This is a genomic window from Pandoraea nosoerga (assembly GCF_902459585.1).
GTDB classification, from domain to species: Bacteria; Pseudomonadota; Gammaproteobacteria; order Burkholderiales; family Burkholderiaceae; genus Pandoraea; species Pandoraea nosoerga.
This window is the reverse complement of the sequence record NZ_CABPSC010000002.1, coordinates 100,795-124,852: the sequence shown is the minus strand read 5'-3', so window position 1 is coordinate 124,852 and position 24,058 is coordinate 100,795. Positions and strand designations below refer to the sequence as shown.

General features: G+C 64.9%; 17 protein-coding genes and 2 tRNA genes. 9 read left to right on the top strand and 10 right to left on the bottom strand.

Going from position 1 to position 24,058, the window contains the following annotated elements; all coding sequences use genetic code 11:
• Positions 1 to 94: 94 nt before the first annotated feature.
• From PNO31109_RS03545 to PNO31109_RS03530, 4 genes are all read left to right on the top strand, one after another.
• Positions 95 to 520, top strand: coding sequence for a YgiW/YdeI family stress tolerance OB fold protein (locus PNO31109_RS03545; protein ID WP_174966261.1), 426 nt, complete (start codon positions 95 to 97; stop codon positions 518 to 520).
• A 185-nt stretch (positions 521 to 705) separates the two neighbouring features.
• Complete coding sequence (locus tag PNO31109_RS03540) at positions 706 to 1,239, top strand: septation protein A (RefSeq protein ID WP_150554272.1); 534 nt, start codon at positions 706 to 708, stop codon at positions 1,237 to 1,239.
• A 17-nt stretch (positions 1,240 to 1,256) separates the two neighbouring features.
• Positions 1,257 to 1,520 carry a BolA family protein gene (locus PNO31109_RS03535; protein ID WP_150554271.1) on the top strand — a complete coding sequence of 88 codons (264 nt, stop codon included), beginning with the start codon at positions 1,257 to 1,259 and terminating at the stop codon, positions 1,518 to 1,520.
• Between the two features lie 62 nt (positions 1,521 to 1,582).
• The gene (locus PNO31109_RS03530) at positions 1,583 to 2,377 is read left to right on the top strand and encodes a peptidylprolyl isomerase (protein WP_150554270.1); all 795 of its coding nucleotides are present in this window, start codon (positions 1,583 to 1,585) and stop codon (positions 2,375 to 2,377) included.
• Positions 2,378 to 2,612: 235 nt separating this feature from the next.
• On the opposite strand, the gene purL is transcribed toward PNO31109_RS03530, so the two are convergent.
• Positions 2,613 to 6,644 carry a phosphoribosylformylglycinamidine synthase gene (purL, locus tag PNO31109_RS03525; protein ID WP_150554269.1) on the bottom strand — a complete coding sequence of 1,344 codons (4,032 nt, stop codon included), beginning with the start codon at positions 6,642 to 6,644 and terminating at the stop codon, positions 2,613 to 2,615.
• 259 nt (positions 6,645 to 6,903) lie between these two features.
• Between purL and PNO31109_RS03520 the strand changes: the two genes are divergently transcribed.
• The 3 genes from PNO31109_RS03520 to pgi all read left to right on the top strand — a co-directional run bounded on the left by PNO31109_RS03520 (position 6,904) and on the right by pgi (position 12,099).
• Complete coding sequence (locus tag PNO31109_RS03520) at positions 6,904 to 8,202, top strand: D-amino acid dehydrogenase (RefSeq protein ID WP_338119335.1); 1,299 nt, start codon at positions 6,904 to 6,906, stop codon at positions 8,200 to 8,202.
• 407 nt (positions 8,203 to 8,609) lie between these two features.
• Complete coding sequence (locus PNO31109_RS03515; protein ID WP_150554267.1) at positions 8,610 to 10,304, top strand: NAD(P)H-hydrate dehydratase; 1,695 nt, start codon at positions 8,610 to 8,612, stop codon at positions 10,302 to 10,304.
• A gap of 124 nt (positions 10,305 to 10,428) precedes the next feature.
• The gene (gene pgi, locus PNO31109_RS03510; RefSeq protein ID WP_150554266.1) at positions 10,429 to 12,099 is read left to right on the top strand and encodes a glucose-6-phosphate isomerase; all 1,671 of its coding nucleotides are present in this window, start codon (positions 10,429 to 10,431) and stop codon (positions 12,097 to 12,099) included.
• 46 nt (positions 12,100 to 12,145) lie between these two features.
• Here the strand turns inward: pgi and PNO31109_RS03505 are convergent, their stop codons facing one another.
• The gene (locus tag PNO31109_RS03505; protein WP_150554265.1) at positions 12,146 to 12,838 is read right to left on the bottom strand and encodes an ABC transporter ATP-binding protein; all 693 of its coding nucleotides are present in this window, start codon (positions 12,836 to 12,838) and stop codon (positions 12,146 to 12,148) included.
• On the opposite strand from PNO31109_RS03505, the gene PNO31109_RS03500 reads away from it, so the two are divergent.
• Entirely contained in the window at positions 12,837 to 13,535 is a 699-nt protein-coding gene (locus tag PNO31109_RS03500; protein WP_150554264.1) for an arylesterase, read from the top strand. The genes PNO31109_RS03505 and PNO31109_RS03500 overlap by 2 nt on opposite strands.
• Before the next feature lie 50 nt (positions 13,536 to 13,585).
• Here the strand turns inward: PNO31109_RS03500 and PNO31109_RS03495 are convergent, their stop codons facing one another.
• The 8 genes from PNO31109_RS03495 to tig all read right to left on the bottom strand — a co-directional run bounded on the left by PNO31109_RS03495 (position 13,586) and on the right by tig (position 22,644).
• Positions 13,586 to 15,508, bottom strand: coding sequence for a SurA N-terminal domain-containing protein (locus PNO31109_RS03495; RefSeq protein ID WP_150554263.1), 1,923 nt, complete (start codon positions 15,506 to 15,508; stop codon positions 13,586 to 13,588).
• An 82-nt stretch (positions 15,509 to 15,590) separates the two neighbouring features.
• Positions 15,591 to 15,667: transfer RNA gene (locus PNO31109_RS03490), tRNA-Asp, on the bottom strand.
• Positions 15,668 to 15,681: 14 nt separating this feature from the next.
• A tRNA-Val gene (locus PNO31109_RS03485) sits at positions 15,682 to 15,757 on the bottom strand.
• A gap of 56 nt (positions 15,758 to 15,813) precedes the next feature.
• Complete coding sequence (locus PNO31109_RS03480; protein ID WP_477642103.1) at positions 15,814 to 16,116, bottom strand: HU family DNA-binding protein; 303 nt, start codon at positions 16,114 to 16,116, stop codon at positions 15,814 to 15,816.
• 278 nt (positions 16,117 to 16,394) lie between these two features.
• Positions 16,395 to 18,815 (bottom strand): endopeptidase La, encoded by a 2,421-nt coding sequence (lon, locus tag PNO31109_RS03475; RefSeq protein ID WP_150554261.1) that lies wholly within the window; start codon positions 18,813 to 18,815, stop codon positions 16,395 to 16,397.
• A 194-nt stretch (positions 18,816 to 19,009) separates the two neighbouring features.
• On the bottom strand, positions 19,010 to 20,290 hold the full coding sequence (clpX, locus tag PNO31109_RS03470; protein WP_150554260.1) for an ATP-dependent Clp protease ATP-binding subunit ClpX: 1,281 nt from the start codon (positions 20,288 to 20,290) through the stop codon (positions 19,010 to 19,012).
• A 234-nt stretch (positions 20,291 to 20,524) separates the two neighbouring features.
• Positions 20,525 to 21,178, bottom strand: coding sequence for an ATP-dependent Clp endopeptidase proteolytic subunit ClpP (gene clpP, locus PNO31109_RS03465; protein WP_150554516.1), 654 nt, complete (start codon positions 21,176 to 21,178; stop codon positions 20,525 to 20,527).
• Between the two features lie 125 nt (positions 21,179 to 21,303).
• Positions 21,304 to 22,644, bottom strand: coding sequence for a trigger factor (gene tig, locus PNO31109_RS03460; protein ID WP_150554259.1), 1,341 nt, complete (start codon positions 22,642 to 22,644; stop codon positions 21,304 to 21,306).
• Positions 22,645 to 23,135: 491 nt separating this feature from the next.
• Here tig and PNO31109_RS03455 point away from each other — a divergent pair, with 491 nt between their 5' ends.
• Positions 23,136 to 23,978 carry a TetR/AcrR family transcriptional regulator gene (locus PNO31109_RS03455; RefSeq protein WP_150554258.1) on the top strand — a complete coding sequence of 281 codons (843 nt, stop codon included), beginning with the start codon at positions 23,136 to 23,138 and terminating at the stop codon, positions 23,976 to 23,978.
• The last annotated feature ends 80 nt before the right edge of the window (positions 23,979 to 24,058 follow it).

Genomic DNA, 24,058 nt, shown 5'->3' with positions numbered 1-24,058 from the left:
GTGAAATGTCGCGAATACCAGGGCATTCTTGCAAGAATCGGCAGTTCCGGCTGTTAAGCTGCGTATGTGTTCAACGCAAAACAGGAGCCGATCCATGCCCGGGAAATCCGACCCTCTTCGTTCGTTCGCCGCCGCCGCGCTGCTGATCGCCGGCAGCGGCGCTCTCGTCGGCCAGGCGCAAGCCCAGTACACGGGGCCGTCGGCACAGCCCGCCGCCGCGGGCGGCACAATCGCCGTGCCGGCCGCCATGCCTCATGCCGTGACGGTCGAGCAGGCGCTCGCCGCACCGGACGACGCCACCGCGGTGATCGAGGGATTCATCGTCAACAAACTCCGGCACGAGCACTACACGTTCCGCGACGATGCCGGCAAGACCATCGAGATCGACCTCGACGACAAGTATCTGCCGCCGGGCCAGGTCATCAATGACAGGACGCGCGTTCGGATCACCGGCGAAGTCGACCGCCACCGTTTCCGTCCCAACGACATCGAGGTGAAGCGCATCGAGATCGTCAGGTAATCGTCCGAATCCGCGGCACCGTGTCTCTGCGGCGCCGCCCATTTCGGCGAACGCGGGGCTTTGAAATATAATGCGGCTTTCCGTCAATCGCGCCGACGCGCGTCCGAGCGCGCTCGATCAGGGCTCGCCGCGGCCGGCCGCATGCGGCCGACGCAGCAAGCCTGAAGCGCCCTAGCCGAGACTTCATGAAATTTCTTTTCGACCTGCTACCGGTCATCCTCTTTTTCGTCGCCTTCAAGTTCGCCGGCATCTATGTGGCTACCGGCATCGCGATCGCCACCACGATCGTGCAGGTCATCTGGATGTGGCTGCGTCACCGCAAGGTCGAGCCCATGCAATGGGTGAGCCTCGCCATCATCGTGGTGTTCGGCGGCGCGACCATGCTGCTGCACGACGAGACCTTCATCAAGTGGAAGCCGACGGCGCTGTACTGGCTGTTCGGCGTGACGCTGTTCGTGGCGGAACTGGTCTTCGACAAGAACCTCATTCGCGCGATGATGGAAAAGCAGATGGCTCTGCCCGAGAATCTCTGGCGCGCCGTGAACTTCAGCTGGGCGCTGTTCTTCCTCGCAATGGGCGCGCTCAACCTCGTGATTGCCTACCACTTCTCGACCGACACCTGGGTCGACTTCAAGCTTTTCGGCGGCATGGGGCTGATGGTGGTGTTCATCGTCGTGCAAAGCCTGTGGCTTGCGAAGTACATCAAGCAGGACGAGTAATCCGGGGAGCCACGGCAATGAGCATCGAAGAGCAAATCCAGGCGCGGCTCACCGCTGCGCTCGCCCCGCTCGAGTTCTCACTGGAGAACGACAGCGCCCGCCACGCCGGCCATGCCGGCGCCGCTTCCGGCGGGCATTACAACCTGCGGATCGTCTCCGCGGCATTTACCGGACGCAACCGCGTGGCGCGCCACCGGCTGGTGTATGATGCGCTAGCCGATTTGATGCAGAACGGCATCCACGCCCTCGCCATCGTCGCGCTCGCCCCGGGCGAAGCGTGATCCGCGTGAAACGCGTCCCCCGTCGATTAATCTTGCCTTCGTCATTCGTTAGGAAAAACAGCATGGCATTGAAACTCGCCCGCACGGCGCTGGCGCTCGGCGCCGCCGTGTCGCTGACCGCCGTTACCCTCCCCGCTTTTGCCCAGAACGTTGCCGTCGTAAACGGTACGCCGGTGCCCGTGTCGCGCGCCGACGCCATGGTGCGCGAAATGGTGCGCCAGGGTCAGCCGAACTCTGCGCAACTGCAACAGCAAGTGCGCGAAGAGCTGGTCAAGCGCGAAATTCTCACGCAAGCGGCCGTGAGCAACGGTCTGGCCAAACAGGCCGACGTCAAGGCGCAACTCAAGCTGGCCGAGCAAGGCGTGCTCATTCGCGCGCTGATCGCCGACTTCCAGAAGCGCTCGCCGATCACCGACGCCGAGGTGCAGGCACGCTACGACCAGCTGAAGAAGCAGTTCGGCGACAAGGAATATCACGCGCGCCACATCCTGGTGCCGAGCGAAGACACGGCCAAGGAAATCATCGCCAAGCTCAAGGGCGGGGCGAAGTTCGCCGACCTTGCGAAGCAATACTCGAAGGACCCCGGTTCGGCACAGAACGGCGGCGATCTCGACTGGTCGCCTGCCAATGCCTACGTGCCCGAGTTCGCCGACGCGCTGCAGAAGCTGCAAAAGGGTCAGTACTCGCAGACGCCGGTCAAGACGCAGTTCGGCTATCACGTGATCGAGCTCGACGACACGCGCGACGCGCAGATTCCGCCGCTGTCCGACGTCAAGCCGCAACTCATGCAGCAGATGCAGGAAGAGAAGCTGCAAGGCTTCATCGACGGCCTCGAGAAGAAGGCCAAGATTCAATAAGCGTAGACGCGCGACGCCCTTTGCGGAAAAACCCGCCGTTCGCACGGCGGGTTTTTTTATTCCTTCACGGCAGCAGGGCCGGCGGTGAACAAAAAACGCCTGCCCCATCGCGGGACAGGCGGTCGATACGGCAATACGGCAATACGGCGATACGGTGCGATGGTGTGATGGCGCCGTGGCCCGATGACGTTATGGTGTTACGGCGCCGCGCCATCGGCAATGCGCCACCGCAACGTCAGGCCACCCAGCGGCGCGCGTTGCGGAACATGCGCATCCACGGGCTGTCTTCGCCCCACTGCGCCGGCGCCCAGCTCATCTGCACCGTGCGGAACACGCGCTCCGGGTGCGGCATCATGACCGTGAAGCGACCGTCGGCAGTCGTCACCGACGTGAGGCCGCGCGGCGAGCCGTTCGGGTTGAACGGATACTGCTCGGTCGGCTGACCGCGGTGATCGACGAAGCGCATCGCGGCGATCGCCTGATCGATGTTGCCCTGCAGACCGAAGTTGGCGAAGCCTTCGCCGTGCGCGACGACGATCGGCAGTTGCGAGCCGGCCATGTCCTTGAAGAACAGCGACGGCGAATCGAGCACCTCCACCTGCGTGAGACGCGCCTCGTACTTCGACTGGTTGTACGTGAACTTGGGCCACGCCGCCGCGCCCGGAATCAGGTTCGACAGGTTGCTCATCATCTGGCAACCGTTGCAGACCCCCAGCGCAAACGTGTCCGCACGATTGAAGAAGCCGGCGAACTGCTCGGCCAGCGCCGGATTGAACAGAATCGTCTTCGCCCAGCCTTCACCGGCGCCGAGCGTGTCCCCGTAAGAGAAACCGCCGCAGGCGATGAAGCCCTTAAACGCTTCGAGCGAGTGGCGGCCCGCGAGCAGGTCGCTCATGTGCACGTCGTAGGTGTCGAAGCCGGCCTTGTCCAGCACATACGCCATCTCCAGATGCGAGTTCACGCCCTGCTCGCGCAGGATCGCGATCTTCGGGCGCACGCCCGTCGCAATGAACGGTGCGGCGATGTCCTCGTTGGGGTCGAACGTGAGCTTCGGCGACAGGCCCGGATCGCTCGTATCGTTGAGCGCTTCGTATTCCGCGTCAGCCGCAGCCGGGTTGTCGCGCAGGCGTGCGATGCGCCAGCTCACTTCGGACCACACGCGCTGCAGCTCGGCGCGCGGCGCGCCGAAGATTTTCCTGGCGTCGCGATAGATTTCAATGACGTCGTTCGTATTGGGCTTGCCGATCACGTTCGTGCAGGCCGACAGACCGGCTTCGCGCAGCGTTTGCAGTACCGCGTCGCGCTCGGCGGCGCGCACCTGGATCACGCCGCCCAGTTCCTCGGCGAAGAGCGCTCGCAGCGTCTTGTCCTCGCGGCGGCCGATCGTCTGCTTCGCCCAGTCCTTGGCGTCGCCGTAGTCCGACTCGAAACCCTCGTCGAGGGTGAGCATGTCGACGTTGAGCGACACGCCCACATGGCCGGCAAACGCCATCTCGGCCACCGTGGCGAACAGGCCGCCGTCCGAACGATCGTGATAGGCGAGCAGCTTGCCTGCGCGGTTGAGCGCCTGGATGGCGTCGAAGAAGCGCCGGAGGTCCGCCGGATCGTCGAGATCGGGCGCCACGTCGCCGATCTGCTGCGTGACCTGCGCGAGGATACTGCCGCCCAAACGGTTCTTGTTGCGGCCGAGATCGATCGCGATCAGCACCGTCTCGCCAACCTCGGCGACCGGGCGCAGTTGCGGCGTGAGATGGCCGCGCACGTCTTCGACGGGGGCAAACGCCGAGACGATCAGCGAGACCGGCGCGACCACGTCCTTGGCGCGGCCGGCGTCTTCCCACTTGGTGCGCATCGACAGGGAATCCTTGCCGACCGGAATCGACAGGCCCAGCGCCGGACAAAGCTCCATGCCGACGGCCTTGACCGTGTCGAACAACGCGGCGTCCTCACCTTCCGTGCCGCATGCGGCCATCCAGTTGGCCGACAGCTTGATCCGGTCGAGCGACGCGATCGGGGCGGCCGCAATGTTGGTGATGGCTTCGCCAACCGCCATGCGGCCCGAGGCCGGCGCGTCGATGACGGCCAGCGGCGTGCGCTCGCCCATCGTCATTGCTTCGCCGCGATAGCCCGCGTAATCCATCAGCGAAATGGCGCAGTCGGCCACCGGCACCTGCCACGGACCGACCATCTGGTCGCGCGCGGTCAGGCCGCCTACGGTGCGGTCGCCAATGGTGATGAGAAACGACTTGCTCGCCACCGTCGGATGGCGCAGCACGGCACGTGCCACTTCGTCGAGCGAGAGCCCCGTCACGTCCACCGGCGGCAGCGCCGCCTTGACACGCTTGACGTCGCGATGCATGCGCGGAGGCTTGCCGAGCAGCACGTCCATCGGCATGTCGACAGGGTCCGGCGACTCGGGGTGCATCGGGTCGACGAGCTTGAGCTGCCGCTCCTGCGTCGCCACGCCGACCACCGCGACCGGGCAGCGCTCACGCTGGCACACGGCCTGGAACGCCGGAAAGTCGTCCGGCGCGATAGCCAGCACGTAGCGCTCCTGCGCTTCGTTGCTCCAGATTTCGGCCGGCGACATGCCCGACTCTTCGAGCTGCACCTGACGCAGATCGAAACGGGCTCCCTTGTCGGCACCGTCGACCAACTCCGGGAATGCGTTCGACAAACCGCCCGCGCCCACGTCGTGAATCGACAGGATCGGGTTGGCCTCGCCCTGGCGCCAGCACCAGTTGATGACTTCCTGCGCGCGACGCTCGATTTCCGGGTTGCCGCGCTGCACCGAATCGAAGTCGAGTTCGGCGGTGTTCGTGCCGGTCGCCATCGAGCTCGCGGCGCCGCCGCCCATGCCGATGCGCATGCCCGGGCCGCCGATCTGGATCAGCAGCGTGCCGGCCGGCAGGTCGTGCTTGTGAGTGTGCTGCGCCGCGATGTTGCCCATGCCGCCCGCGATCATGATGGGCTTGTGGTAGCCGCGAACACGGCCGCCGACGTTCTGCTCGTAAGCGCGGAAGTAACCGCCCAGGTTCGGGCGGCCGAATTCGTTGTTGAACGCGGCGCCGCCGAGCGGGCCGTCGATCATGATCTGCAGCGGCGAGGCGATGCGGTCCGGGCGGCCGTAGTCCGCACCCTTGTCGTCGGGCTTGCGCAGCGACGGCGGCACCGTCACGTCGAGATCGTTCTCCCAGGCTTCACGCGCGTCGGGCAGTGCCAGGTTCGACACCGTGAAACCGGTCAGGCCGGACTTCGGCGTGGAGCCGCGGCCCGTGGCGCCTTCATCGCGAATTTCGCCGCCCGCGCCCGTCGACGCGCCCGGGAACGGCGAAATCGCCGTCGGGTGATTGTGCGTCTCGACCTTCATCAGCGTATGCGTGAGTTCCACGCTGCGGTCGTACTTGCCGTCGGCGCCGCGCGGATACCAGCGCTCCACTTCGGCGCCTTCCATCACCGAAGCGTTGTCCGAATAGGCCACGATCGTGCCCTGCGGATGCAACTGATGCGTGTTCTTGATCATCTGGAACAGCGACTTGTCCTGCGGCTGGCCGTCGATGGTCCACTGTGCGTTGAAGATCTTGTGGCGGCAATGTTCGCTGTTCGCCTGCGCGAACATCATCAGCTCCACGTCGGTCGGATTGCGCTCGAGCGTCGTGAACGCGTCGACCAGGTAATCGATTTCGTCGTCGGCGAGCGCCAGGCCCAGATCGCGGTTGGCCGCTTCGAGCGCGCCGCGACCGGCGCCGATCACGTCGACCGTCTGCAGCGGCTTGGCGGGCAGCTCGACGAAGAGCGCCTCGGCGTCACGGCGCGTGGCGACCACCGTCTCGGTCATGCGGTCATGCAGCACGTCGGCCACGCGGGCCAGCACGTCGGCCGCGAGCGACTTCTTGCCACCGAGCAGGCCGGACTTCACACCGATGGTGTATTCGACGGCGCGCTCGATACGACGCACGTGGGCGATGCCGCAATTGTGCGCGATGTCGGTCGCCTTGCTCGCCCACGGCGAAATCGTGCCCAGGCGCGGAATCACCAGCAACTGATCGCCCACCGGCTCCTCACGCACCGGCTCACCGTAGGTGAGCAGCCCGGCCACGCGCGCCTCGTCTTCGCTCGACAGCGGTTCGGCGCTGGCCACGAGGTGTACGTAGCGGGCGTCGATACGCACGATCGAACTGTCGATGGCTTGCAGGGTCTGCAGAAGACGTTGCTGGCGGAATTCGGAAAGCGCCAAGGCGCCGGCGAAGCAGGCAATGTGAGTCATGGAAGGACGGAAGGCGAGGCGTTCAAAACGCGGGGGAACGACAAACCGGGATTATACCCTGCTTACCCTGGGCTATACCCGAGTGCGCGCGACCGAATTCCGCCATCTACCCGCCCGGTCCGGGCCGCTCTCTGGTAACCTATGCGCCCCGCGATGGACACACACTGGAACACCGGCGCGAGGCCCCACGGGTCCGGGCCGCACAACCAAGAACGACACTAACAAGCGAACGGGCGGGCGTTCGCCACACACCAGACGGTTGGGAATGAAGGTCATCGTTATCGGCGGCGGGGTTATCGGCACATGCACCGCCTACTATCTGGCCGCCGCGGGGCACACGGTCACGCTCGTCGAGCGCAACAGCACGGTCGCGCAGGAGAGCAGCTTCGGCAATGCGGGCGTCATCGCGCCGGGCTACGTCACTCCCTGGGCCGCGCCGGGCATGCCGCGCAAGCTGCTCGGCTATATGTTCAGCGCCGCGAGCCCCCTCATCTTCCGCCCCGGCCTGTCGGCCGGCACCTGGCGCTGGGCCGCGCGCTGGCTGCGCGAGTGCAAGCTCGAGCGCTATCGCGCCAACCGCGAGCGCATGCAGCGCCTGGCGTTCTACAGCCAGCGTTGCCTGCACGACCTGCGCGACGTCCACGTCTTCGAATACGAGCACACGCAGGGCTATCTGCAACTGTTTCGCACCGAGCGCGAGATCAAGTTGAACGAGCCGGCGCGCGCCATGCTGGCCGAGAACGAAGTCCCGCACCGCCTGCTCACCGCCGACGAATGCCGCAAGCTCGAACCCGCGATCTCCAACGACGCGCCGCTTGCGGGCGGGCTGCATCTGCCGCGCGACGAGACCGGCAACTGCCCGTTGTTCACCAAGCGCCTGGCCCAGATCTCGCGTGAGCTCGGCGTGACGCTCGCCACCGAGACGACCGTGCTGTCGGTGCGCCCGAACGTGGGGCGTGCGGGCGTCACCGTCGAGACGGCCGCAAGCGGCGTGCCCGGCCAGACGGCGAGGCTCGAAGCGGACGCCGTGGTGATCGCGGCCGGCGTGGCGAGCACCGCCCTGCTTCGCCCGCTCGGCATCGACGTGCCGCTTTGGCCGATCAAGGGCTACTCGATCACGGTGCCCGTCAAGACGGAATTGTTCAGCCCTCGCATTGCCGTCATGGACGAGTCGTACAAGACCGCCATCACGCCGCAGGGCAACCGGTTGCGCATTGCCGGGACGGCCGAGCTCGGCGACACCGAACTGGTGCTGCGCGAGCGCGCCATCTCCACGCTCTACAAGGTGGCGACGGACTGGTTCCCGGGCGCCGGCAAGTACCGCGAGGCGCGCGCCTGGGTGGGCGCGCGACCGATGCTGCCGGACGGCCCGCCGCTGCTCGGGCCGACGCACCTGCCGGGCATCTACCTCAACCTCGGCCACGGCTCCACCGGCTGGGCCATGGCCTGCGGGTCGGGGCGCATTCTCGCCGACGTGATCTCCGGCCAGACGCCCGAGATCGATCTCGACGGGCTCACGCTCGCCCGCTACGATCGCCACGCTCGCCGCGATCGCTGAGCCCCGCTGGCGCGCCAAACCGCGCTAAACTGCGCTAAACTGCGCCATCCGCAGCCAGTCGCGCTGATTGTGCCGAATCGTGCCGGATCGTGTGGAGCGTGCCCGATCGTGTGAAGCATGCCCGATCGTGTGGATCGTGCCGCCGAATGCGATGGCCGCGCACGTCGATGGTCCGCGCGTCAGCACCCGGCGCCGCAGCCGCCTCGTGCGCCCCGCCGCGCACGTCAGACATTGCCGACACGAGGTCGGGATTCCCACCGGCAGGCAGATGACGAGGTTGGCGGCATAATGCCTGCGTTGAGGCGCAGGTTCGCGACGTCGGCCCTCCGGCATGGCGCCGAGCCCGCCATCGGCGTCCGTCGTCCCTTCGGGCGATCGCGCCGCATTCTCCGGGAGCCCCGCCTGTCATGCCGAACCCACTGCGCATCGATGTTCCCGCCGCGCTCAATCCGAGTCCGCTCGCGCGTCCGCCCGCGTTGACGCAGCCCGCATCGCTCACCCACACCGCAACGGTTTGCGACCCTGGCACGTCGCTCGCGCTGTATCTTCCGGCGACGCTGCGCGACGTGGAGCGCGCCGCGGCGGCCAAACTACCGCCGCACACGCTCATGGCGCGCGCGGGCGCCGCCGTCGCCGACTGGCTCTACGCACGACTGCCGGTCCTGGCCAGCGCCGGTCGTCAGCCCGTGCTGCTGCTCGCCGGCCCCGGAAACAACGGTGGCGACGCCTACGTCGCCGCGCATGACCTGCATCGGCGCGGCGTACTGGTCGACGTCTGGCAATGCGCCGCACCCGCGACGGACGACGCCCGCTGGGCCCACGCGCAGGCCATGACGGCGGGCGTGCCGATCCGCCCGGCGCCGGCGGTGTGGCCGCACCCGGCCACCTATGCGTGGATCGTCGACGGCCTGTTCGGCATTGGCCTGTCGCGTCCGCTCGATGGTGCTGCCGCGGCCCTCGTCGGGAACATCGCCTATGCCCACGCGCACGGCACGCCGGTTCTCGCGATCGACATTCCGAGCGGGCTCGGCGCAGCCACGGGCATGGCGGACGGCGCGGTCATTCACGCCGATGTCACGATCGCCATGCTCGGCGCGTGCCCGGGATTGTTTACCGGCAAGGGCCGCGACGTTGCGGGCATGGTACTCGTCGCGTCGTTGGGCGCCGAGGAGGCGCTCGAGGCTGCCCCTGCCGCCCCTGCCACCCCTACCGCCCGCCCCACACTTGCGACACTTGCCACGAGCGCGCCGGACGTCTTCGGCGCCGACCTTCCGCTGCGCCGCCACGCCTCGCACAAGGGCAGTTACGGCTCGCTCGCGGTGCTCGGCGGCCACCCCGGCATGGTCGGTGCGCCGCTCCTGTGTGCGCGCGCCGGGCTGATGACCGGCGCCGGGCGCGTCTATGTCGGTTTCGTCGCCCCCGACGCACCTGCATGGGACCCCGTCCATCCCGAGCTCATGCTGCGTGCGGCAGAAGACGTCGATCTGGCAGCCATGCAGGCGGTGTGCGTCGGCCCTGGGCTGGGCACGTCCGCGGCTTCGGCGGCATGTCTTTCCCGTGCGCTGTCGCTCGAGCAGACGCCGCTCGTCATCGACGCCGATGCCCTCAATCTCATCGCGGCGCACGCCTCGCTTGCCGAGCGCGTGCGCCGCCGCGCCGGTCCTACGATACTCACGCCGCATCCGCTCGAAGCGGCAAGACTGGCCGGGTGCAGCGTCGCAGACGTCGAGTCCGACCGCCTGAGCGCCGCGCGCTCGCTGGCAAAGCGTTTTGGTGCGGTCGTCGTACTCAAGGGATCGGGCAGCATCGTCGACGATGGTGCCGGCGCGTGGATCAATACCACCGGCAATGCGGGGCTGGCGACGGCCGGCACGGGCGACGTGCTCACCGGCGCCATCGGCGCATTGCTCGCGCAGGGCATGCCCGCAAACACCGCCGCGCTGGCCGGCGTTTGGCTGCACGGCAAGGCCGCGGACCGTTGCGTCGCCGAAGGCGCAGGACCCGCGGGACTGACGGCATCCGAACTGTTGCCGGCCATGCGCGCCGAACTGGCGGCGTTGTCGGAGCGCGGCGCGCGCGGTGCGACCCGGACCGCGACATGAGTGCGCCACAGAACTGTCGAAAGCACGGCCGAAGCACGCGCCATGGCCGCGCGACGGCGTCATTTCGGCGTGATCGCGCGTGACTCCCGTTATACTTCGCTTTATCGAAATGCCCTTACCGCACATGTCGTACAAGCCTTCCGCGCCCTCCGTTCGTCTGGATCAACTCGCCGCATGGCGTGCATTGCTCGAGCATCGCGATGAAATCGCAGGGCAGCACATGCGCGACTGGTTTGCCGGCGCCGGCGCGAATGCACGCGTCGAGCAGTTCTCGCTGCATGCCGCCGGCCTCTATCTCGACTACTCGAAGAACCGGATCACCGACAAGACGCGCACCTTGCTCGCGCATCTCGCGCGCGAATGCCACGTACCCGCCAAGCGCGACGCAATGTGGGCCGGCGAACACGTGAACGTCACCGAGGACCGCGCGGCGCTGCACGTGGCATTGCGCGCGCCGCAGGGCGCGGCGTTTCGCGACGCCGCCGGCGATGTCAGCGCCGGCGTGCATCAGACGCTCGCGCGCATGCGCGCCTTCAGCGAGCGCGTTCGCGACGGCCGGTGGCTTGGCGCCACCGGCAAGCGCATCCGGCATCTGGTCAACGTCGGCATCGGCGGCTCCGATCTGGGGCCGCGCATGGTCTGCGACGCGCTCGCCGTCTACGGACGCGCGGAACTCACGGCGCACTTCATCGCCAACATCGATCCGACCGAACTCGCCCGCACGCTGCCCACGCTCGATCCGCAAACCACGCTCGTCGTCGTGTGCTCGAAGACGTTCACCACGCTCGAGACCATGACCAACGCGCGCACGATTCGCGCCTGGTTCCTGGCCAACGGCATCCCGGAGAGCGCGCTGGGCAAGCATTTCGTCGCGGTATCGACGAACGCCGACGAGGCAACGCGCTTTGGCATCGACCGCGAGAATGTCTTCGAATTCGGCGAATGGGTGGGCGGGCGCTATTCGCTGTGGTCGTCGGTGGGGCTGATCATCATGCTCTATCTGGGCCCGCAGCACTTCGACGCCCTGCTCGCCGGCGCGCATGCGATGGACGAACACTTCCGCACCGCGCCGCTCGAAGCCAACATGCCTGTGTTGCTCGGTTTGCTGGGCATCTGGTATCGCAATTTCTTCGATGCGCAAACGCTGTCCATCGCCCCGTACACGGACGCGCTCCAGAAGCTGCCGCCATATTTGCAGCAACTGGACATGGAGAGCAACGGCAAGTCCGTACAGATCGACGGCACGCCGGTGGCGTGGCAGACCGCACCGATCATCTGGGGCGAACCGGGTACGAACGGGCAGCATGCATATTTCCAGATGCTGCACCAGGGCACGACGCTCGTGCCGGTCGACTTCATCGCCGTGCTGGAGCCGCAGTACGAAGGTGCGGCCTATCTCGAACACCATCGCAAGCTGTTGGCGAACTGCTTCGCGCAAAGCGAAGCCCTGCTCCAGGGCGGTTCGATGGCGACGAGCGAACAGGCTGGCAGCCCGCTCGGCGCACAGCGTCGCTTCGACGGCAACCGGCCGAGCAACACCATCGTCATCGACAAGTTGACGCCGGAGCGTCTGGGCGCGTTGATCGCACTCTACGAGCACAAGATCTTCGTGCAGGCCGCTGTCTGGGACATCAATCCCTTCGACCAGTGGGGTGTGGAACTCGGCAAGACACTATGCCGCGCGATCGAGCCCGAGCTTCTCGATCCGGACACGCTCAGACCCGGCGCTCACGATGCTTCGACCGCCTCGCTCATCCGCTTGGCGGGCGAGGCGCTCCGGCGGCGCAAGGGCTGATCTCCCCTCTCCTTCTTTGCTTTGCGGTGCGGCGACGCAGCCCCGATCAAACGTGGGCGCCGTTGACGAGCCGGCCGCCGGCGAGCTGCACCGTCGCGTCGCAACGCTGCGCAATGGCCAGGTCGTGCGTGACGAGAACCAACGTCGCGCCGCTCGCCTCGTTCAGAGAAAACATCAGGTCGATGACGCGTTCGCCGGTCGCCGTATCGAGGCTGCCGGTGGGCTCGTCGGCAAAGAGCACGGCCGGTTCGGTCACGAACGCGCGCGCCAGTGCCACGCGCTGCTGCTCGCCGCCGGAGAGCTGCTTCGGGTAGTGCGTAAGTCGCGAGCCGAGCCCCACCTGTTCGAGCAACTTCACGGCACGATTGCGGACCTCGCGTGTCTCACCGAGCAGTTCGAGCGGCAGCATGACGTTTTCGAGCGCCGTCAGGTGCGGCATCAGCTGGAACGACTGAAAGACGAAGCCCACGGCGCCGCGGCGCAGGGCGGCGCGGCCCTCTTCATCGAGATCGCCGAGCGACTTGCCCAGCAGCGTCACGCTGCCGTCCGTCGCGGTGTCGAGGCCGGCCATGAGGCCCAGCAACGTCGACTTGCCGGAGCCGGAAGCGCCGACGATGGCCACCGTCTGGCCTTTCGCGACGGAAAAATCGATATCCTGCAAAATGACGAGCTCGCCGGTGGCGTCGCGCAAGCGCTTGCCGAGCCCCCGCACCTCAATTACGTTTTCGGAAAACGACATGGCAAGAAGAGAGTTCTTGAAATTGGCCGCCACGGCCCTCGTGGGCTGGAGCCTGCTGTCAGGGACTGTGGCGAACGCGGCAAGTTCGAGCGCGCCGACGATTCTCGTCGTGGGCGACAGCCTCTCGGCCGAGTATGGCATTGCACGCGGCGCCGGGTGGGTCAACCTCCTGCAGCAGACGATCACGCAAAACGGCTTCGATTATAACGTCGTCAACGCGAGCATCAGCGGCGACACCACGAGCGGCGGGCGCTCACGGCTCGCCCCGCTTCTCGAACGGCATCGCCCTGCGATCACCATCCTCGAGCTGGGCGGCAACGACGCGCTGCGCGGTATTCCGCTCGAGCTCACGCGCACCAATCTCCGGGCGATGATCGAAGCCGCACGCAAGGCGGGCAGCCGTGTCATCGTCGTCGGCATGCGCATTCCGCCCAACTACGGGCCCGACTACAGCGAGCAGTTCTACAACATGTACGCCACACTCGCCCGACAGGAAAAGACGGGCTATGTGCCGTTCCTGCTGGCCGGCGTGGCCGAGCATCCGGACTGGTTCCAGCAGGACCAGATTCATCCGCTTGCGAAGGCGCACCCGCAAATTCTGCAAAACGTCTGGCCAACCGTGAAACCGCTGCTCAAGCCTGCCGGCAAGCCGGCGGCCAAAGCGATCGACGCTCCTACGCCGAAGTCCGGCGCATGAAAAAACGCGGCCCGGGAGCCGCGTTTTTCATTGCACCGAGCCTCGCTGAATCAGGCGCCCGGCTTGGTCACGTCGTTGACCACTTTGACCTTCGAGCGCGCGCGCAGATCCCCGAGCCAGGCGTTCCATTCAGCCTGCGCCGCCAGTTGGTTGAGCTGCTGCGTTTCGGCGGCCAACCGTTGGGGGTCTTGCACCGTGGGCTGCGAGACCTTGCTGATGCGGTACACCGCATAGCCCTGGCCTTCGCCGAGATCCACGCCGACGTATGCCGGCAGCTTGGCCGTGTCGGCACCGAAGATCGCGGTGAGCGCGGCGGCCGGCAGCTTGCCCGGGTTGTCGCGCGAGACCGTCTGCGCGGGGCCGAATGCGGCATCGCCGCCCTTTTTCAGCGCATCGAGCTTCGCTTCGCCGGCCTTCTTCGCGTCTTGCGCGGCCAGATCGGTGGCCACCTTCTCCTTGACCTGCGCTTCGATCTGCGTGAGCGGCGGCGTCGCGGCCGGATGATAGTTGACGACATGCGCCGAGACCAGCACGCCCTGTCCGACGTCCACCGCTTCGGTGTTGCGCTTGTTCTTGAGCGACTCGTCGCCGAACACGGCCTTGAGCAGTTTCTCGTTGCCGAGCGGCCCCTTGGCCTGCGCGGGGTCCGGCGTGCGCGTGACCGTCGCGGCGAGCACCTTCAGGTTCAGCTTGTCGGCCACCGGTTGCAGGCTGTCCGGCTGTTCGTACACGGCGTTGGTGAACTGGTCGGCGAGTTTGGCGTAAGCCTTGGCCGACTCCTGTTGGCGATACTGTTCGGCGAGTTGCGGCTTGACCTCCTCGAACGATTTCGTCTGCCCCGGTTTGATGCCGGTCAGCTTGATGATGTGATAGCCGAAGTCGCTCTTCACGACGTCGCTCACCTCGCCTTCGCTCTTGAGCGCGAAGGCGGCGTCCGCGAACGGCTTGACCATGGCGTCGCGCTGGAAATAACCGAGGTCGCCGCCGTTGGCCTTCGAACCCGGATCGTCGGAGTTCTCCGTCGCGAGCTTGGCGAAATCGTTCGGATGCTGCTTGAGCTGTGCGAGCAGCGCCTCGGCCTTGGCCTTCGCCTTGGCATGCTCGGCCGGCGATGCATCGGACGGCGAGGCGATCAGGATGTGCGACGCACGGCGCTCCTCCGGCGTGGTGTACTGCTTGAGGTTGTCGTTGTACATCTTGCGCAGCACGTCATCGCTCGCCGCACTCTGCGCCGAGGCCGGCATTGCCTTCGGATCGAGCACGACGTACTGGATCTCGGCCGACTCCGGCGTCTGGAAGGCGGCCTTGTGGGCGTCGTAGTAGGCCTGAATCTGCTGCGCCGTCGGCGCGACCTTGCCTGCGTACTCGGCGGCCGGGAACGTCAGCGCCGACACTTCGCGCTCCTGTGCGCGAAGCTGCGCGAAACGATCGATCACCGTCTTCGGCAGCATTGCGCTAGCCTGCACGCTCGCCGGCAGTTGGTTCGAAGCGAGCTCGAAACGCACCTGAGCTTCGAGACGTTGCGGCGTGAGGTTCTGCGCGGCAAGCAGTTGCTCGTACTTGGCTTCGTCGATCGAGCCGTCCGGGCGGCGCATCTGCGCAATTGCCGGGATGGCGAGCAGCGCCTCGCGTACCTGGGCATCGGGCACCGACAGATTCTTCTTGAGGGTTTCCCGCATGAGCAGCTTCTGCTGGATCAGGTTGTCCAGCACAGCCGTGCGCATTTCGGGCGTATTGATCTGGCTGGCGTCGACCGCGCCGCCGAACATCTGCTGCATGCGCTCGGTCTGGGCACGCAACACGCTGTCGTATTCCTGACGCGTCACGGTCTGATCGCCCACCTTGGCAATCGTGCCGGCATCCGAGGCGTACTCCTGCCAGCCGTGAACGCCGAAGACCACGAACGACGGCACGATCAACACCGTCAGGAAAATGAGGACCAATCGTTGATGGCGTCGGATGAAGTCGAACATACGAAATCGGAAGAGTCGTCTGGAGGCGTCTTAGGACGTCATATGGCAAAAAAGGCGAACCGAAGTTCGCCTTTTCACAATTTGGCGGAGCGGACGGGGCTCGAACCCGCGACCCCCGGCGTGACAGGCCGGTATTCTAACCAACTGAACTACCGCTCCCCAAGATCTGGAACTGGTGGGTGCTGAGGGGTTCGAACCCCCGACCTACGCCTTGTAAGGGCGCCGCTCTACCAGCTGAGCTAAGCACCCGTTCCCGATTCTAGTGTTGTTCTTGCTGCTACTTCCCGCCGGAGCAGGAAAGTCGATCAGTTTACAGTATCTTTGAGATCTTTGCCAGGGCGAAATTTCGGAACCTTTGCGGCCTTGATCTTGATCGCGTCGCCGGTGCGCGGGTTGCGACCGGTGCGCGCTGCGCGCTTGTTCACGAAGAACGTGCCGAAGCCCACCAGCGTCACATCGTCACCCTTCTTCAGCGCCTTCTTTACTGCAGCTACAAATGCATCAAGTGCTCGACCCGAGGCGGCCTTCGAGATATCTGCCTCACTCGCGATATGATCGATCAGTTCCGTCTTATTCACTGTAACCCCCTTGCAAGGATAGTAGGCGATTGAGCCGCGGAGGCGCTCTTCGCGCGCCTTGACATTGATCTGCGAGGTCCGCTGGCTTTGCCATTAGACAAGCCGAAAACCCTTATGTCAAGCCGTTTTGCGCCATTTTGGCGGCTTCGGAAGCACTCCTGAACCTGCGCTTTCCGGCCGCTATTTTCGAGCACTTTGCGTGAATAAAAAAAGCCCGGGGAAAACCCCGAGCTTTTTTCGCCTTTCACACTTTTCCGATGCCGGGAGCTGCGGCGAACACCGCCTCCCCTCCCCGGCAAGCGACGCCGTCAGTGCTTGATGACGTCCTGCTTGCCGCCGGCGTCCGCGCTCGGCGTCACCGGTGCAGCCTTCGCCTCTTCTTCGGGCAGCGGCGTCGGCGCATGCTCCAGCGCCAGCTCCAGCACCTTGTCGATCCAGCGCACGGGCACGATCTCCAGCGCGTTCTTCACCGTGTCGGGAATCTCTGCGAGATCCTTCACGTTCTCTTCCGGAATCAACACGAGCTTGATGCCGCCGCGATGCGCGGCCAGCAGCTTCTCCTTGAGACCACCGATCGGCAACACTTCGCCGCGCAGCGTGATCTCGCCGGTCATCGCGACATCGGCACGCACCGGAATGCCGGTGAGCACCGACACGAGCGCCGTCGTCATCGCGATACCGGCGGACGGGCCGTCCTTCGGCGTCGCGCCTTCCGGCACGTGGATGTGGATGTCCTTCTTCTCGAACTGGTCATCCGTCACCCCCAGGCGGCGCGCACGCGAGCGTACCACCGAGCGGGCCGCCTCGACCGACTCCTTCATCACGTCGCCGAGCGAGCCCGTGCGAATGATGTTGCCCTTGCCCGGCATCAACGCGGCTTCGATGGTCAGCAGATCGCCGCCCACTTCCGTCCACGCCAGCCCCGTGACCTGGCCGATCTGGTTTTCCTTCATCGCCAGACCGAAGTCGAACTTGCGCACGCCCAGGAAGTTGTCGAGATTGCCGGCGTCGACCTTGATCGACGTGCCTTCGACCTTCTTGAGCAACAGCATCTTCACGACCTTGCGGCAGATCTTCGAGATCTCGCGCTCGAGCGAACGCACACCGGCTTCGCGCGTGTAGTAGCGGATGATGTCGCGAATCGCGGCTTCCGTGAGCTCGATTTCGCCTTCCTTCAGCCCGTTGTTCTTCTTCTGCTTCGGCAGCAGATAACGCTGGGCGATGTTGACCTTCTCGTCTTCCGTGTAGCCCGATAGGCGAATCACTTCCATGCGATCGAGCAGCGGCGCCGGAATGTTCAGCGAGTTCGACGTCGCCACGAACATCACGTCCGACAGATCGAAGTCGACTTCGACGTAGTGGTCCGAGAACGTGTGGTTCTGCTCCGGATCAAGCACTTCGAGCAGCGCCGAGCTCGGGTCGCCACGGAAGTCCATGCCCATCTTGTCCACTTCGTCAAGCAGGAACAGCGGGTTGCGCACGGCCACTTTCGACAGGCTCTGCAGGATCTTGCCCGGCATCGACCCGATGTACGTGCGACGGTGGCCGCGAATCTCGGCCTCGTCACGCACGCCGCCCAACGCCATGCGCACGAACTTGCGGTTCGTCGCACGCGCGATCGACTGGCCGAGCGAAGTCTTGCCCACGCCCGGGGGCCCGACCAGGCACAGGATCGGCGCCTTGACCTTGTCCACGCGCTGCTGCACGGCAAGATACTCGAGGATACGTTCCTTGACCTTCTCGAGACCGAAGTGGTCTTCGTCGAGCACCTTCTCGGCGTTCGACAGGTCGTTGTTCACCTTGCTCTTCTTGCGCCACGGCAGTCCGACCAGCGTGTCGATGTAGTTGCGCACGACCGTGGCTTCGGCCGACATCGGCGACATCAGCTTGAGCTTCTTGAGTTCCGCGTCAGCCTTCTTCTTGGCTTCCTTGGGCAGGTGCGCGGCCTTGATGCGCTTCTCGAGTTCTTCGAGATCCGCGCCCTCCTCGCCTTCGCCGAGTTCCTTCTGGATGGCCTTGACCTGCTCGTTCAGGTAGTACTCGCGCTGGCTCTTTTCCATCTGGCGCTTCACGCGGCCGCGGATGCGCTTTTCCACCTGCAGGATGTCGATCTCGCTCTCGAGCTGCGCGAGCAGATGCTCGAGCCGTTCGATGACCGGGAACATCTCCAGGATCTTCTGCTTCTGCTCGAGCTTGAGCGGCAGATGCGCGGCGATGGTGTCAGCCAGACGACCCGCTTCGTCGATGCCCGACAGCGAGGTCAGGATCTCCGGGGGGATCTTCTTGTTGAGCTTCACGTACTGGTCGAACTGCGCGACGATGGCACGGCGCAGCGCCTCGGATTCGGGCGAATTGCCGTCATCCGGTTCGAGCGGCATGACTTCCGACGTGAACTGGGTTTCTTCTTCATCCACGCTCAGCGTGCGCGCACGCTGGATGCCCTCGACGAGCACCTTCACGGTGCCGTCCGGCAGCTTGAGCATTTGCAGGATGTTGGCCACGCAGCCGATCTCGTAGAGATCCTTGGCCGTGGGCTCGTCCTTGGCCGCGGCTTTCTGGGCGACCAGCATGATGTGCTTGCCGCCTTCCATGGCGGTTTCAAGCGCTTTGATCGATTTCGGACGCCCCACGAAAAGGGGAATCACCATGTGCGGAAACACGACCACGTCGCGCAGAGGCAACAGGGGCAGTTGAATCGCTTCGGGCGGGAGGATTTGGGTGCCTGACATCTCGTTCCCCATAATTAACGATACCGTTGTGTTCCAGCTAATTGAGGCCGCCGGCGAGAATTACAAGGGGGTGGAAAGGCCCCTTCGCCGATAAGGTGCACCACTCGGGGTTTCATTGCCCGTGGCACTAGTATGAAGGAAAAAAAGCCGTCCATGTTTCCATGAACGGCTTCGAAGCAAGTTGAGTTGACCGTTCAATTGGAGCCGGCAACTTTGGGCGACTCCTGGTAGATCAGCAGCGGTTTGCCGTCGCCGCTGATCGCGTTCTCGTCCAGAATCACCTTGGTCACGCCTTTGAGCGACGGCAGCTCGTACATGACTTCGAGCAGCGCCTGCTCGATGATCGAACGCAGCCCGCGCGCACCGGTCTTGCGCTTGATGGCCTTGCGAGCCACCGCATGCAGCGCCGCCGGGCGGATCTCGAGCTCCACGCCTTCCATCGCGAACAGACGCTGGTACTGCTTGACCAGCGCATTCTTCGGCTCGATCAGGATCGTCACGAGCGCGTCTTCGTCCAGCTTGCCCAACGTGGCAACGACGGGCAGACGGCCGATCAGCTCCGGGATCAGACCGAACTTGATCAGGTCTTCCGGTTCCACGTCGCGCAGCAATTCGCCCGCGTCGCGCTCTTCACCGGTCTTGACCGTCGCGCCGAAGCCGATCCCGGTCTTCTCCGTGCGGTTCATGATGATCTTCTCGAGACCATCGAACGCGCCGCCGCAGATGAACAGGATATTGGTCGTATCTACCTGGATGAAGTCCTGATTCGGATGCTTGCGCCCGCCTTGTGGCGGCACCGATGCCATCGTGCCTTCGACGAGCTTGAGCAGCGCCTGCTGCACGCCCTCGCCGGACACGTCGCGCGTGATCGACGGGTTGTCCGACTTGCGGCTGATCTTGTCGATTTCGTCGATGTAGACAATGCCCTTTTGCGCCTGCTCGATCTCGTAATTGCAGTTCTGCAAAAGTTTCTGAATGATGTTCTCGACGTCCTCGCCCACATAGCCGGCCTCGGTCAGCGTGGTGGCGTCGGCGATCACGAACGGCACGTTGAGCAAACGCGCGAGCGTCTGCGCGAGCAGCGTCTTGCCTGAGCCGGTCGGCCCGATCAGCAGGATGTTGCTCTTGGAAAGCTCGACCTCGTCGCGCTTGTCGCCGAGGTGCTTCAACCGCTTGTAATGGTTGTAGACCGCGACCGCCAGAATCTTCTTGGCGCGGTCCTGACCGATCACGTATTGATCGAGACTCTCGCGGATTTCCTGCGGCGAAGGCAGATCGGACTTGCCGCCGCTGCCACTCTCGTCCTCGGCTGCCGCAGCCTCGTCGCGGATGATCTCGTTGCACAGGTCAATGCACTCGTCGCAGATAAACACGGACGGTCCCGCGATGAGCTTCTTGACCTCGTGCTGACTCTTTCCGCAGAAGGAGCAGTAGAGCAGCTTTTCGCCGTTGGAAGTGCTTTTTTTATCCACCATATCTGTGTCAGCCTGCTAGCAATTTGCGCCCCGGTCGTCCCCCGCCGGGGCGGCAAACGCGGCATACGTGAATCCCATTGTAACGCCATGCTGCGCGGGCGTGTGGCCCACCCGCGACAGCCGCAAATTTCCTTTTACGACAAAGACTTGGCGCGATCACCCGGTGTTCGACGTCGAAATTACCGGATGTCGCGCCAGCGTTTTGCCGTCGCGCGCCCCCAATCGGCAACCGATTCAGGGACGCTTTTCGAGCACGCGATCGATCAGACCGTACTCCACGGCATCGGTCGCGGACTTGAAGTTGTCGCGATCGGTGTCGCGCGCGATGACCTCGAGCGGCTGCCCCGTGTTCTCGGCGAGCAGACGGTTCAGGCGGTCCTTGAGCAACAGGATTTCCTTCGCGTGAATTTCGATGTCCGAGGCCTGACCGCGCGCGCCGCCCAGCGGCTGGTGAATCATGATGCGGGCGTTGGGCAGCGCATAGCGCTTGCCCTTCTCGCCGGCGGCGAGCAGGAACGCGCCCATGCTCGCGGCCATGCCCATGCACAGCGTGGAGACGGCCGGCTTCACGAACTGCATCGTGTCGTAAATCGCGAGCCCTGCCGAGACGGAGCCGCCCGGCGAGTTGATGTACATCGAGATTTCCTTGTCCGGATTCTCGCTCTCGAGAAACAGCAATTGCGCAACGACGAGATTGGCGGTCTGGTCGTTGACCTCGCCCACCAGGAAAATGATGCGCTCCTTGAGCAGACGCGAGTAGATATCGTAAGCGCGCTCACCGCGGCCACTTTGCTCGACGACCATCGGCACGAGGCCCAGAGCCTGCGATTCGAGAGCGGAGTTGTGCGTCGGGGAAGCGAGTTGGGCGAGCAATTCGGAACGGGTAATCATATCGGTTCGACCCTTCTATCGAGATGGTTTTGCGCGCCGCAGGGAGGAGGCCCGGAGGCCATTTGGAAAAGAACCGCCACGGCCTTGCGGCCGCGGCGGCTCCGTCAGTCCGTCGTGCTCGATCAGCCTTGCGTGTTGCCGGCCAGCTCTTCGAAGCTCACTTGCTTGTCGGTCACCTTGGCCTTGCCCAGGACGAACTCGACAACATTGTTCTCGACGACGAAACCTTCCATTTCCGCCATGCGCTGCTGATCGCCATAGTACCAGCGGACGACTTCTTGCGGGTCTTCGTAGCTCTTCGCGAACTCTTCGACTTCTGCCTTGATCTGCTCCGGCTTGGCCTGCAGATCGTGCTGCTTGACCAGTTCGGCAAGGATCAGGCCCAACTTGACGCGGCGCTCGGCTTGCTCCTTGAACATCTCGGCCGGAATCGGCACGTTGCCGGCGTTGGGCACACCGCGCTGTGCGAGGTCCTGACGCGCCATCGCCACCAGACGCTCCTGATCCTGCGCGACCAGCGCGTTCGGCACGTCGAGCTCGGACACCGAGATCAGGGCGTTCATCACCTGGTCCTTGAGCAGCGCCTGGGTGCGACGCTTCACTTCGCGCGACAGGTTTTCCTTGATGTCGGCGCGCATCTTCTCGATGCTGCCATCGGCAATACCGAGCGACTTGGCGAACTCGGCGTCGACTTCCGGCAGGTGCGCCCACTCGACCTTCTTGAGCGTGACGGTAAACGTGGCGGTCTTACCGGCCACTTCCTTGCCGTGATACTCGTCCGGGAACTTGAGCTCGAACTCCTTCGACTCGCCGACCTTCAGGCCCAGCGTGGCCTTTTCGAATTCCGGCAGCATGCGGCCTTCGCCGAGCACAAACACGAAATCTTCGGCGCTGCCGCCCGCGAAGGCTTCACCATCGATCTTGCCGACGAAGTCGACCGTCACGCGATCGCCGTCCTTGGCTTCGACCGAGCCGCCGTCGCCATGGGCGCCGGCTTCACCGCGCACGTGGTAGTGAACGCGCTGCTTGCGCAGAATGTCGATGGTGCGATCGATCTCCGCTTCCGACACTTCGGTCGTGGTACGGGTGACTTCGGCGGCGGCGAGGTCGCCGATCTTGACTTCCGGGTAGACCTCGAAGGTGGCGTCGAACGCGTATTCGGTCTCGGCGGCGTCTGCCTTCGGGGCGAAGCGCGGCTGGCCGGCCACGCGCAGATCCTGGTTCTTGCTGATTTCGAAGAATTGCTGGCCGACCTTGTCGCTCACGACTTCGGCTTCGACCTGACCACCGTACTGCTGCGTGACCATCTTCAGGGGCACCTTGCCCGGACGGAAGCCCGGCATACGAACCGTCTTCGACAGCTTCTGAATGCGTGCCGCAACTTCTTTCTCGACGTCCTGCTTCTGCAGGGCGATGGTAAAGCGACGCTCGAGCTTGCCGAGGTTTTCAACAACGATAGTCATGAGGATATTCGTCCATCCAGAGGGTCGTTCTGTGTTGCGGCGAGGGAATGCCGCAAGCGGACCCTGTCAGTTAATCAACCTTGGGCCGGTACCGACGAAGCGACGCCGGCTTCCCTCCGCCCCCGGCAAACCGGGGTAGCGCCAAAACGGTTTTGCACACAAAGCGGGACATTTTAGCAAACTATTGCCCCGCCTTTAGACTTTCCGGCCCGGCATCGAGGAAATATCGGGGAATTCACGAAATCCAGGCCGGTTCCCTTGGCGAGCCTCTCCCCGCCCCCCCTTTCACGGCAGCCCCCTTTAACAATCGCCTCTGGCCACCGCCGGGCCCACGCCTTCATTGGCCGATCCGCCGCTTTAGAGTTCCCTCTCCAGAAAAACCCCTTGGGAGACAGCCGATCCCGGCCTAGCATTCAATCGAACGTTTGAATGAAACGGAAGTTCATTACAAGACGACACGGCGCCTGGCGGCGCCCCCAAGGAGATTCGTCGTGAGCCCACGCGTCCCGGCCGGCCGACAAGCCGGCGACACCAAACTGCGCATTCTCGATGCGGCAGAAGACCTCTTCATCGAATACGGTTACGACGCCATGTCGCTGCGTCAGATCACCTCGCGTGCCGAGGTGAATCTGGCGGCCGTGAACTATCACTTCGGCAGCAAGGAAACGCTGTTGCAGGCCATGCTCTCGCGCCGGCTCGACCGGCTCAACGAGGAACGTCTCGCGCTGCTCACGCGCGCCGAAGCCGCATGGCCCGGGTCGCGCCTGACGTGCGAACACGTGCTGGGGGCGATGTTCATCCCGGCGCTGGCGATCTCGCACCACCGCGACATCGGCGGGCCGGCGTTCCTGCGCCTGCTCGGCCGGGTCTATGCCGACCCGTCGCCGTTCATTCGCGACTATCTCCAGCAGCATTACGCGCCGGTGTTCAAGCGCTTCTTCGACGCTTTCGCGCAGGCGCTGCCCGAGCTGCCGCATCAGGAGCTGCGCTGGCGCCTGCAATTCGCGCTGCAGGCGCTCTCGGGCGTGCTGGCGAGCAGCGACACGACGCGTCTGATCGACACGTTCGCCCAGGGCCAGCCCATGGGCGACCTGCAGGTGGTGGCGCGCCTCACCGCGCTCATGGTCGCCGCGCTCAAGGCGCCGATGCCGGGCGAAGCGCAGCTCGCGAGCTTTGCCGCAGTGTTCGCCCTGACCAGGGAAGCCGGCGTCACGCCGCCGCGCGAAGCCGGACACCCCGATCCCGATTCGCCGGCGGCGATGTCGTCGTCCACGTCGGGCGACGAGGCCGGCCGCGCCTCCGGCGGTGCGAGCCGCTCACTGGCAAGCGCCTGAGCGGTTGTCCGATTCGCCCGGCACACCCGGCAGCACGGCGAGGCCTGCGAGCCACGGCGCCCGCACACGCCCCGTGGCGC